The sequence below is a fragment of the Ramlibacter sp. genome, from assembly GCF_035706265.1.
In the GTDB taxonomy this organism is placed as follows: Bacteria; Pseudomonadota; Gammaproteobacteria; order Burkholderiales; family Burkholderiaceae_C; genus Ramlibacter.
Map to the genome: position 1 here is coordinate 1 of NZ_DASSVG010000009.1, position 11,265 is coordinate 11,265.

11 protein-coding genes and 1 pseudogene are annotated in these 11,265 nt (G+C 68.6%); 8 read left to right on the forward strand and 4 right to left on the reverse strand.

The genetic code is table 11. The annotated features are described in order from the left end of the window. The 3 genes and pseudogenes from VFM98_RS00270 to VFM98_RS00280 form a co-directional block, all read right to left on the reverse strand. Window positions 1-363 (reverse strand): annotated as a pseudogene (locus VFM98_RS00270) (5-methyltetrahydropteroyltriglutamate--homocysteine S-methyltransferase); the annotation flags it as partial. 25 nt (window positions 364-388) lie between these two features. Then, window positions 389-1,345: a PDR/VanB family oxidoreductase gene (locus tag VFM98_RS00275; protein WP_325107879.1), complete on the reverse strand. Its 957-nt coding sequence runs from the start codon at window positions 1,343-1,345 to the stop codon at window positions 389-391. After that, window positions 1,342-2,391, reverse strand: coding sequence for an aromatic ring-hydroxylating dioxygenase subunit alpha (locus VFM98_RS00280; RefSeq protein ID WP_325107880.1), 1,050 nt, complete (start codon window positions 2,389-2,391; stop codon window positions 1,342-1,344). The genes VFM98_RS00275 and VFM98_RS00280 overlap by 4 nt, the downstream gene beginning before the upstream one ends. 347 nt (window positions 2,392-2,738) lie before the next feature. Here VFM98_RS00280 and VFM98_RS00285 point away from each other — a divergent pair, with 347 nt between their 5' ends. The 6 genes from VFM98_RS00285 to VFM98_RS00310 all read left to right on the forward strand — a co-directional run bounded on the left by VFM98_RS00285 (window position 2,739) and on the right by VFM98_RS00310 (window position 8,258). Beyond that, the gene (locus VFM98_RS00285) at window positions 2,739-3,911 is read left to right on the forward strand and encodes an ABC transporter substrate-binding protein (protein WP_325107881.1); all 1,173 of its coding nucleotides are present in this window, start codon (window positions 2,739-2,741) and stop codon (window positions 3,909-3,911) included. Between the two features lie 81 nt (window positions 3,912-3,992). Further along, window positions 3,993-4,856: a branched-chain amino acid ABC transporter permease gene (locus VFM98_RS00290; RefSeq protein ID WP_325107882.1), complete on the forward strand. Its 864-nt coding sequence runs from the start codon at window positions 3,993-3,995 to the stop codon at window positions 4,854-4,856. Beyond that, complete coding sequence (locus tag VFM98_RS00295) at window positions 4,853-5,809, forward strand: branched-chain amino acid ABC transporter permease (RefSeq protein ID WP_325107883.1); 957 nt, start codon at window positions 4,853-4,855, stop codon at window positions 5,807-5,809. Before VFM98_RS00290 ends, VFM98_RS00295 begins: the two co-directional genes overlap by 4 nt. Further along, window positions 5,806-6,570 (forward strand): ABC transporter ATP-binding protein, encoded by a 765-nt coding sequence (locus VFM98_RS00300; RefSeq protein ID WP_325107884.1) that lies wholly within the window; start codon window positions 5,806-5,808, stop codon window positions 6,568-6,570. The genes VFM98_RS00295 and VFM98_RS00300 overlap by 4 nt, the downstream gene beginning before the upstream one ends. After that, window positions 6,563-7,267 (forward strand): ABC transporter ATP-binding protein, encoded by a 705-nt coding sequence (locus VFM98_RS00305; RefSeq protein WP_325107885.1) that lies wholly within the window; start codon window positions 6,563-6,565, stop codon window positions 7,265-7,267. Before VFM98_RS00300 ends, VFM98_RS00305 begins: the two co-directional genes overlap by 8 nt. Window positions 7,268-7,271: 4 nt before the next feature. Beyond that, entirely contained in the window at window positions 7,272-8,258 is a 987-nt protein-coding gene (locus VFM98_RS00310; RefSeq protein ID WP_325107886.1) for a tripartite tricarboxylate transporter substrate binding protein, read from the forward strand. Window positions 8,259-8,463: 205 nt separating this feature from the next. On the opposite strand, the gene VFM98_RS00315 is transcribed toward VFM98_RS00310, so the two are convergent. Then, complete coding sequence (locus VFM98_RS00315; RefSeq protein WP_325107887.1) at window positions 8,464-9,378, reverse strand: LysR substrate-binding domain-containing protein; 915 nt, start codon at window positions 9,376-9,378, stop codon at window positions 8,464-8,466. A 98-nt stretch (window positions 9,379-9,476) separates the two neighbouring features. Between VFM98_RS00315 and VFM98_RS00320 the strand changes: the two genes are divergently transcribed. Both VFM98_RS00320 and VFM98_RS00325 read left to right on the forward strand, forming a co-directional pair. Continuing rightward, complete coding sequence (locus tag VFM98_RS00320) at window positions 9,477-10,166, forward strand: substrate-binding domain-containing protein (RefSeq protein ID WP_325107888.1); 690 nt, start codon at window positions 9,477-9,479, stop codon at window positions 10,164-10,166. Window positions 10,167-10,187: 21 nt separating this feature from the next. Continuing rightward, window positions 10,188-11,222, forward strand: a complete 1,035-nt coding sequence (locus tag VFM98_RS00325) for an amidohydrolase family protein (RefSeq protein WP_325107889.1) — start codon at window positions 10,188-10,190, stop codon at window positions 11,220-11,222. Window positions 11,223-11,265 lie beyond the last annotated feature (43 nt).

The following is an 11,265-nucleotide window of genomic DNA, read 5'->3' on the forward strand; positions in this document are numbered from 1 at the left end:
CTCGAAGTCGGCGCGCTGGATGTCCCTGGCATGCCGCACCTTGTCGATGACGCGGATCACGGGCGGCGCGAGTTCCTCGGTGCCGTCGGGCTTCTTGATCGTGACCGGGATGTCGGTCTTGACGCCGCCGAGCTGCTCGAGAAAGTCGATGTGGAAGTAGGTGCGGCGGAACTCGCCGTCGGTGATGCTCTTGAGGCCCAGGTCTTCCTGGAACTTCACGATCTCGGCGATCGCCTGGTCTTCGACCTTGCGCAGCTGCTCGGGGGTGATCTCGCCCTTGGCCTTCTGCGCCCGGGCTTCGAGCAGGTACTTCGGGCGCAGGAAGCTGCCGACGTGGTCGTAGCGGGCGGGGAGTTGCATCATGGTGGGGTCTCCTGTGTTTCGCCAATCATAGGTCCAGCACGAGCAGCGGGCCCTTCGCGCGCGAGCAGCAGGGGGTGAACTGGTCGTGCTTCGCCTTCTCCTCGTCGGTGAGATAGAGGTCGCGGTGGTCGCACTCGCCCTGCAGCACGCGCGTGAGGCAGGTGCCGCACACGCCCTGTTCGCAGGAGGTGAGGATCTCGACGCCGTGCGCCTGCAGCGCCTGCACCACGGTCTTGTCCGCGGGCACCTCGTAGGTGGCGCCGCTGCCGGCCAGCTTGACCTGGAAGGCGCGGTCGCCCTGCGTGTCCTGCGGCGCGGCGCCGAAGTACTCGAGGTGCACCTGCTCCTTGTTCCAGGCGAAGCGCTCGGCCGTCTTCACCACCCACTCGATGAAGCCGGTGGGGCCGCACACATAGATGTGCGTGCCCGGATCGGGTTCGCCGAGCAGGGCATCGAGGTCCAGCTTCTGCGCCGCCTCGCCGTCGTCGAAGTGGAACCGCACGCGGCCGGCGTACGGCGAGGCCGCGATCTCGTCGCGGAACGCAGTGCGCTCGGGCGAGCGCGTGCAGTAGTGCAGCGCGAAGTCGGCGCCCGCGGTCGCGAGCCGCTGCGCCATGCACAGCAGCGGCGTCACGCCGATGCCGCCGGCCAGCAGCAGCGTGCGCTGCGCATGCACCAGCGGGAAGTGGTTGCGCGGCTCGCTGATGGCCAGCGTGTCGCCTTCCTTCACCTGCTCGTGCATCGCGGCCGAGCCGCCGCGCGAATGCGCGTCGCGCAGCACGGCGATGCGGTAGCGGTGCTGCTCCGCCGCGTCGTTGCACAGCGAGTACTGGCGCGTGAGGCCGCCGGGCAGCTGCACGTCGATGTGCGAGCCGGCGCTGAAGCCGGGCAGGGCCGAGCCGTCCGGCTTCACCAGCTCGAAGCTGGCGATGTCCAGCGCCTCCTGCGTGCGCCGCGCGACCTTGACGGTGATCTGCGTCATGCCGGGGCCTGCTGCTGCGGCGGCTGTTCGGCGGCGAGCAGCCGGTCGATGATCCTGCGCGCCTGCACGCCGCCGGCGTCGATGTTCAGCATCAGCAGGCGGCGTGCCGGGTAGTCCAGCAGGTTGCGCTGCTGCGCCTCCAGCACGCCCTTGTCCTCGGCGAACACCTTGCCCTGGCCTTCGCGGATCTGCGCCGTGAGGTTGGTGTCCTTCGGGTTGAAGTTGCGCGCCATGCCCCAGAAGTACCACATGCTCGTTTCGGTCTCGGGGGTGAGGAAGTCCACCACGATCGAAGAGACCTTGTCCTTCGGGTCGGCGTGGTAGCCGCCCCTGCCGGCCAGGGCCACGCCCACTTCGATCATCACGTGGCTGGGCGGCAGGAAGTGGCAGACCTGCCAGCGATCCACCGGCTGGTCGTCGGGCAGGTGGTTGCCGCGCAGGTTGGCGCGCCAGAAGGGCGGCGGCATCACGTTGTCCATGAAGCGGCTGGTGATCACGTGCTCGCCTTCGGTCCTGGTCGTCACCGGCGTCTGGTCGATCTCCTTCTGGCCGATGCTGGTGGCGTGCACGTAGGTCTCGTGCGTCAGGTCCATCAGGTTGTCGACCATGAGGCGGTAGTCGCAGGCGATGTGGTACAGGCCGCCGCCGTAGGCCCAGTCGGGATCCTCCGCCCATTCGAGGTGGTGGATCTTCGCGGGGTCGGCCTTTTCGGCGTCGCCGGGCCAGACCCACACGAAGCCGTAGCGCTCCACCACGGGGTAGGCGCGGATCTTCGGGAAGCCCTGCACGCGCTGGCCGGGCATGGAGACGGTCTTGCCGTCGCAGCCCATCACCAGGCCGTGGTAGCCGCACACGAGATTGCCCTCGCAGACGAAGCCGAGCGAGAGCTTGGCGCCGCGGTGCGGGCAGAAGTCCTCCACCGCCGCGACCTGGCCCTCGCTGCCGCGATAGAACACGATCTTCTCGTTGCAGATGGTGCGCCCCAGGGGCTTGTCATCGATTTCGTCAGGCGTGCAGGCGACGTACCAGGCGTTCTTGGGAAACATGGGAAGAGGGCGGCGGAAGGGATTCGATGGCGCCGGATTATGGCGAGGGGCCCGCTGTATGTATACAGAATCGCGCTTTGAACGCGGGTTTACCCCGATCAATAAGCGCATTTGACGCATACGAATTGCTCTGATGTATACAGGCAGGGCGGCAGGCGCCGGCGCGCACGAGAAGGGCCTTCATTCGCCAAAGGTAATATCGCGCCCATCGCTATCGCAAAGCGTCATAACTGCTAGACGCGGCGGCGGTTTGCGGTAGCGGGCTGCGCGCTCAGAATCGCACCGACGCTCTCCGCGCCGGCTTCGGCCTGCGCGCGCGCACCAACAACGAAAGGAGATCCAACGCCATGCACAAGAGAACCCTTCTCCAGACCGCGGCGGCCGTGGCCTTGCTGGGCGCCAGCGGCCTCGCGCTGGCCCAGGACAACGTGTTCAAGATCGGCCTGATCCTGCCCATGACGGGCCAGCAGGCCACCACCGGCCGCCAGATCGAGGCGGCCGCGCGCCTGTGGATGGCGCAGAACGGCGACACCGTCGCCGGCAAGAAGATCCAGCTGATCGTGCGCGACGACACCAGCCTGCCGGACCAGACCCGCCGCCTGGCGCAGGAACTGGTCGTCAACGAGAAGGTGAACGTGCTGGCCGGCATGGGCATCACGCCTTCGGCGCTGGCCGTGGCGCCGATCGCCACCCAGTCGAAGACGCCCCTGGTGGTGATGGCCGCCGCCACCTCCAGCATCACGGAAGCCTCGCCCTACATCGTGCGTTCGAGCTTCACGCTGCCGCAGGTCTCGGTGGCGATGGCCGACTGGGCGCCCAAGAACGGCATCAAGAACGTGGTGACCCTGGTGACCGACTACGGCCCCGGCCTGGATGCCGAGAAGTACTTCAGCGAGCGCTTCGTCTTCAACGGCGGCAAGGTGCCGGAGAAGCTGCGCGTGCCGCTGCGCAACCCCGACTTCGCGCCCTTCCTGCAGAAGGTGCGCGATCTCAAGCCCGATGCGCTGTTCGTGTTCGTGCCCTCCGGCGCCGGGGCCGCGGTGATGAAGCAGTTCGGCGAGCGCGGCATGGACAAGGCCGGCATCCGCCTGATCGGCACCGGCGACGTGACGGACGACGACCAGCTGAACGACATGGGCGACGTGGCCCTGGGCGTGGTGACCTCGCACCACTACTCGGCCTACCACCCCTCGCCCGCGAACAAGAAGTTCGTCTCCGAGTTCATGAAGGCGAACAAGAACCTGCGGCCCAACTTCATGGCCATCGGCGGCTACGACGGCATGCGCGTGATCTACGAGGCACTGAAGAAGACCGGCGGCAAGGGCGGCGGCGACGCGCTGATCGCTGCCATGAAGGGCCAGATCTTCGAGAGCCCGCGCGGCCCCGTGTTCATCGACGCCCAGACCCGCGACATCGTCCAGAACGTCTACCTGCGCAAGGTGGAGAAGAAGGACGGCCAGCTGTGGAACGTGGAGTTCGACGTCATCAAGGACGTGAAGGACCCGGGCAAGTCGAAGTGAGGTTGAGCGTCAGGCGTTCAGCGTTGAGCGTGAATGCCTGACACCAGGCAGTTCCACGCTCAACGCCGTACGCTCAACCCCATGTTGACCATCCTCTTCGACGGCATCGCCTACGGCATGCTGTTGTTCGTGCTTGCCGTCGGCCTCGCCGTGACCATGGGGCTGATGAACTTCATCAACCTGGCCCACGGCGCCTTCGCCATGGCGGGCGGCTACATCACCGTGCTGCTGATGCAGCGCGCCGACGTGCCTTTCCTGGTCTGCCTGCCGCTCGCCTTCCTCGGCTCGGCGCTGCTCGGCGCCGTCTGCGAACGCACGCTGTACCGGCCGCTCTATCGCAAGCCGCACCTGGACCAGGTGCTGTTCTCGATCGGCCTGGTGTTCATGGCGGTCGCCGCTGTCGACTACTACGTCGGCTCCACCCAGCAGATCATGCAGCTGCCGGAATGGCTCAAGGGCCGCACCGAGATCGGCTCGCTGGGCATGGGGCACTACCGCCTGTTCATCATCGCCGTCTGCGCCGCGCTCACGGTGGGCCTGCAGTTCGTGCTGGCGCGCACCCGCTTCGGCAGCCGCCTGCGCGCCTCGGTGGACGACCAGCGCGTGGCCGCCGGCATGGGCATCAACGTCAACCTGGTGTTCCTCTCCACCTTTGCCTTCGGCTCGGGCCTGGCCGGCCTGGGCGGCGCGCTGGGCGCCGAGGTGCTGGGGCTCGACCCCTCGTTCCCGCTCAAGTTCATGATCTATTTCCTGATCGTGGTGGCCGTGGGCGGCACCTCCTCGATCACCGGCCCGCTGCTCGCCGCGCTGCTGCTCGGCGTGGCGGATGTGGCCGGCAAGTACTACATCCCCAAGATGGGCGCCTTCATCGTCTACAGCCTGATGATCGTGATCCTGCTGTGGAAGCCCAACGGGCTGTTCGTGCGGCGAGGGGGCAAGGCATGAGCGCGCAACGCGACCTGCTGCGGGCGAGCCGCATCAAGGCCTGGGAGCCGGTGGTGTGGCTGCTGGCCTTCGCCTCGCCGCTGCTCTTTCCCACCCACGCGCTGATCATCAACGAGATCGCGATCGTGGGCCTGTTCGCCGTCTCGCTGGACCTGGTGCTGGGTTACGGCGGCATCGTGTCGCTCGGGCACGCAGCTTTCTTCGGGCTCGGCGCCTATGCGTCGGCCCTGTTCTGCAAGCACGTGAATCCGGATCCGCACCTGGGCCTGCTGGTCTCGATGGGCGCGGCGGCGGTGCTGGGCCTGGCGGCGAGCTTCACCGTGCTGCGTGGCAGCGACCTCACGCGCCTGATGGTGACGCTGGGGGTGGCGCTGATCCTGCTGGAGCTGGCCAACAAGCTCGATTGGCTCACCAACGGCATCGATGGCATCCAGGGCCTGATGTTCTCGCCGGTGCTCGGCAAGTTCGAGTTCGACCTCGCCGGCCGCACGGCCTCGTACTACTCCCTGACAGTGCTGCTGGTCCTGTTCATCGTCGCCCGCCGGATCGTGCACTCGCCTTTCGGCGCCACACTCAAGGCGATCCGCGACAACCGCCTGCGCGCGATGGCGATCGGCATTCCGGTGCACGCGCGCCTGGTGGCGGTCTACACCCTGGCCGCGGCGATGGCCGGCGCGGCGGGCGGCCTGTTCACGCAGACGTCCGGCTTCGCTTCGCTCGACGTGTTCGAGTTCCACCGCTCCGCCGACACGCTGCTGATGCTGGTGATCGGCGGGGTCGGCTGGCTCTATGGCGGGCTGGCCGGCGCCGTGGTGTTCAAGTTGATGCAGGACTGGATCTCCGGCATCACGCAGCAGTATTGGGGCTTCTGGCTGGGCCTCTTCCTCGTCGTGCTGGTGCTCGTGGGCCGCGACCGGCTGCTGAAGCCCTGGACCTGGTGGAAGAAGGCATGAGCGAGACCGTGCTTTCCTGCGAGGGCCTCGTCAAGCGCTTCGGCGGCATCGTGGCCACCAGCGACGTGAGCCTGGAGCTGCGGCGCGGCGCCCGCCACGCCCTGATCGGCCCCAACGGCGCCGGCAAGACGACCCTCATCAACCTGCTCACCGGCGTGCTGGAGCCGACCGCGGGCCGCATCACGCTGGAGGGCCGCGACATCACGCAGCTCGCGCCGCACCAGCGGGTGCGCCGCGGCATGGTGCGCACCTTCCAGATCAACCAGCTGTTCGCGTCCATGACCCCGCTGGAAACGCTGGCCCTGGTGATCTCGCAGCACCGCGGCCTGGGCATCCGCTGGTGGCGCTCGCTCGGCAAGGACGGCGGCGTCGCCGAACGCGCGCAGCAACTGCTGGAGCAGTTCCAGCTGGCCGAAGTGGCCAACCAGCAGACCGAGCACCTCGCCTACGGCAAGCGCCGGCTGCTGGAGATCGCGATCGCGCTGGCCTGCGAGCCGCGCGTGCTGCTGCTGGACGAGCCGGTGGCCGGCGTGCCGGCCGGCGAGCGCGAGGAGCTGCTGCAGACCGTCGCCGCGCTGCCTGCCGACGTCTCCGTGCTGCTGATCGAGCACGACATGGACCTGGTGTTCAGCTTCGCCGACCGCATGACGGTGCTCGTCAACGGCGCCGTGCTCACCGAGGGCACGCCGGACGAGATCGAGGCCGATCCGCAGGTGAAGGCCGTGTACCTGGGTTACGAGAACGAGCCGCTCCATGTCTGAACTGCTGCGCGTCGAGAACCTGAGCGCCGGCTACGGCGAGGCCGTCGTCCTGCACGACGTGGGCTTCGCGCTGGGGCAGGGCCGCACGCTTGCCCTGCTGGGACGCAACGGCACCGGCAAGACCACCCTGATCAACACGCTGGCCGGCGCCACGCGCCAGCATGGCGGCAGCATCACGCTGGGCGGCGTGGCGCTGCACAAGCTGCCTTCGCACGAGCGGGCCGCCGCCGGCATCGGCTGGGTGCCGCAGGAGCGCAACATCTTCAAGTCGCTCACGGTGCACGAGAACCTCACCGCGGTGGCGCGGCCCGGGCCGTGGACGCCGGCACGCGTCTACGAGATGTTCCCGCGCCTGGCCGAGCGCAAGAGCAACCTCGGCACCCAGCTGTCCGGCGGCGAGCAGCAGATGCTGGCCATGGGCCGCGCACTGGTGGTGAACCCGAAGCTGCTGCTGCTGGACGAGCCGCTGGAAGGGCTGGCGCCGATCATCGTGGGCGAGCTGCTGCGCGCGATCTCGCGCATCACGCGCGAGGAGGGGCTGTCGGCCATCATCGTGGAACAGCACCCGCTCGCCATCCTCGACATCTCCCACAGCGCGATCGTGCTGGACCACGGCACGGTGGTGCACGCCGACGAGGCCCTGCGTCTGCGCCACGACCCCGAGCTGCTGGATCGCCTGCTCGGTGTGGCACGATAGGCCGATGGATTTTTCCCGCAGGAGATTCGCGCTGGCCGGCGCGGGCGCGGCCGCCGCGCTCGCCACGCCCTGGCTGGCGGCGCAAGGCAACTGGCCCGTGCGGCCGATCCGCATCGTCGTGCCCTTCGGCGCCGGCGGCGTGGCCGACCTCACGGCCCGCGCCGTGGGACAGATGCTGGCCGACCAGCTCGGGCAGAGCGTCGTGATCGACAACCGGCCGGGCGCCGGTGGCGTGACGGCCGGCTCGCTGGTGGCGCAGGCCGAACCCGATGGCTACACGCTGCTTCTCATGAGCAACGGCACGGCCGTGAGCGAAGGCCTGTTCAAGAAGCTGCCCTTCGAGGCGCAGAAGGATTTCGCGCCGGTCTCGCTGCTCGGCACCTTCGACATCGCGCTCGTGGTGCCGGAGAACTCGCGCTTCCGCAGCCTGGGCGACCTGCTCGCCTACGCGAAGGCGAACCCCGGCAAGCTGAACATCGCCACCGTGGCGGTGGGCAGCACGCAGAACCTGGCGGCGGAACTGTTCAAGACCACCGCCGGCATCGAGGTGCAGGTGGTGCCCTTCAACGGCACGCCGGCGGTGATCACCGCGCTGCGCGGCGGCTCGGTCGATGCGGCGGTGGAGATCCTGGCCCCCGTGAAGTCGCAGATCACCGGGAAGGCGCTGCGCGCGCTGGCCACCTTCGGCGACAAGAGGCCGGACGGCCTGCCGGACGTGCCCATCGCCTCCGAAACCGGCGGCGCGCTCGCCGGCCTGCGCATCGCGTCGTGGAACGCGCTGGCCGCGCCGGCCCGCACGCCCGCGCCCGTGTTGCTGCGCCTCAACGCGGAATTGAAGAAGGCGCTGGCCAGCCCCGCGCTCAAACGCAAGCTCGCCGACCTCAACGTGGAGGCGCGCTGGAGCACCCCCGAGGACCTGGGCAACCTGCTGGCCAGCGAGATCCGGCGCTGGAGCGACGTCATCGCGCGGGCGAAGATCCCGCGGCAGTGACATATCTCCTTCGGGTCAACCCGAACGTGACTTGACGCCCATCAAGGGCCGCACCGGCGACCAGCTCTACCATGTTCAGAAGGGGGTGTTCCAACCCTCTCCCCAGGGCGTCTCCATCCCCTTGGCCCTGGGGATTCACGCGGCCTGCGGGCCGCCAGGCCGCCGGCAGCTCACGGGCTGCGGCGGCCTCTTTCATGGCGCCGCCTCAGAGCGCATGCGCCACGACCGAAGGGGCCATGGCGCGGATCAGGTCCAGCGTCGCCTTCTGCACCGGCGTGGCCGGCCGCTGCAGGCTGGTGGCCAGCGAGAGCCGGATGCGCAGCGGCGGCGAGCCGATCGGCTGGGTGGCGTAGGCCGAGGGCCGGGGAGAATTCAGCACCGCGTTGCGCGAGAGGATGGCGCAACCGGCGCCATCGAGCACCAGATCGAGGATGGCCGAAACGCCGTCGATCTCCAGCGCCACCAGCGGGCGGCAGCCGACGTCGGCCATCTCGGCTTCCACGTGCATGCGGATCGCGTTGGGCCGGGTGGGGATCACCAGCGGCAGCTTCGCCACTTCGGCCAGCGGGATCGGGCCCGGCGGCGGGTCTTCCTGCAGGCCCGGGGGGCGGGCCCGCACCAGCACCAGGTCCTCTTCCAGCAGCGGGGCCAGGTCCAGTTCGCGCGCGGGCTGGGCGTTGTACAGCACGGCGATGTCGAGCCGGCCGCTCACCAGCCCCTCCTGCAGCCCGCCGGAAAGCCCTTCACTGATCGAGATGCGCGCCTCCGGCAGCTGTTCGCGGAAGGCGCGCGTGAGCGGCACCGTCAGGACGCGTGCCACGCTGCTCGGTAGCCCCACCGCGACGCGCCCTGCCAGCCCGCCACGGAGGCGCCCCAGGTCTTCGCGCGCGCGCTCCACCTGGTGCAGGATGCCGCGCCCGTGCTCCAGCAGCAGCTTGCCCGCCTCGGTGGGCACGGCGCCGCGGCCGTTGCGCACCAGCAGGTTCTGGCGCAGTTCCACTTCGAGCAGGCGCACCTGGCGGCTGAGCGCCGGCTGGGCGACGTCGAGCTCGATCGCGGCCCGCGTGAAGCTGCCCAGCTCGGCGACGCGAACGAAGTACTCCAGCTGCTTCAGGTCCATGAATCCGAATACCTTGGCAGGCATTATGCCGAAGCGATATACCTGCTAGTCACGGGCTTCGCTGGTCGCGCCGCCGGGTCGCGCCGACAATCCGCGCCATGACTGCGACGCTCCAGGGAATCTCCTCGATGGCGACCCGCCAGGTGCTGACCGAACTGGCGCAGGCCTATGGACAGCGCACCGATGCCCGGGTGCAGGTCGAATCGGTCGGCGGTGTCGATGCCGCGAAGCGGGTCGCCGCCGGCGAGCCCTTCGACTTCGTCGTGCTCGCCTCCGATGCGATCGACAAGCTGATCGCGGGCGGCCAGGCCGTGGCGGGCAGCCGCGTCGACATCGTGGAGTCCGGCGTCGCCATCGCGGTGAAGGCCGGTGCGCCGCGCCTGGACCTCTCGAGCGAGGAGGCGCTCAAGCGCGCCGTGCTCGCCGCGCCGACGGTGGGCTATTCCACCGGCCCCAGCGGCGTGGCGCTGGTGAAGCTGTTCGAGCGCTGGCGCATCGCGCAGGACCTGCAGGGCAAGCTGGTGCAGGCGCCGCCGGGCGTGCCGGTCGGCTCGCTGGTGGCGCGCGGCGACGTGGCGCTGGGCTTCCAGCAACTCAGCGAGCTGATCCACCTCGAAGGCATCACCATCGCCGGCCCGATGCCGCTGGCCGTGCAGATCAAGACCATCTTCGCCGGCGCCCTGTGCGCCAGCTCGAAGCAGCCGGACGCCGTGCGCGCGCTGCTCGCCTTCATGGCCTCGCCCGATGCCGCCGTGGCCAAGCGCCGCAACGGCATGGAACCCGCCTGATCCCGCAGCAAGGAAAACGACATGAGCCTCATCATCGATTGCCACGGCCACTACACCACGGCGCCCAAGCCGCTGGAGGAGTGGCGCAACCGGCAGATCGCCGCCCTCCAGGACCCGGCGCAGAAGCCCAGCCCCTCGCAGCTGAAGATCGGCGACGACGAGATCCGCGAATCGATCGCCAACAACCAGCTGCGCCTGATGAAGGAGCGCGGCAACGACCTGACCCTGTTCTCGCCGCGCGCCAGCTTCATGGCCCACCACATCGGCGACTTCGAGGTCTCCAGCACCTGGGCGGCGATCTGCAACGAGCTGTGCTTCCGCGTCGCGCAGCTGTTCCCGGAGCACTTCGTGCCGGTGGCGATGCTGCCGCAGTCGCCCGGCGTGGACCCGAAGACCTGCATCCCCGAGATGGAGAAGTGCATCCGCGAGTACGGCGCGGTCGGCATCAACCTCAACCCGGACCCCTCGGGCGGCCACTGGAAGGAGCCGCCGCTCACGGACAAGTGGTGGTACCCGATCTACGAGAAGATGGTGGAGTACGACGTGCCGGCGATGATCCACGTCTCCACCTCGTGCAACCCGTGCTTCCATACCACCGGCGCGCACTACATCAACGCCGACACCACGGCCTTCATGCAGCTGATCCAGGGCGACCTGTTCAAGGACTTCCCGCAGCTGCGCTTCATCATCCCGCACGGCGGCGGCGCTGTCCCCTACCACTGGGGGCGCTACCGCGGCCTGGCGCAGGAGATGAAGAAGCCGCTGCTGGATACGCACGTGATGAACAACGTGTTCTTCGACACCTGCGTGTACCACCAGCCGGGCATCAACCTGCTCAATACGGTGATCCCGGTGAAGAACGTGCTGTTCGCCTCCGAGATGATCGGGGCGGTGCGCGGCATCGATCCCACCACCGGCCACTACTACGACGACACCAAGCGCTACATCGACGGCTCGACGATCCTGTCCCCCGAGGACAAGCACGCGATCTTCGAAGCCAACGCGCGCCGTGTCTTCCCGCGCCTCGACGCGAGGCTGAAGAAGCAGGGCAGGTAGCAAGTCAAACAACCGGACGCAAGGAACGCAAAGGACGCGAAAA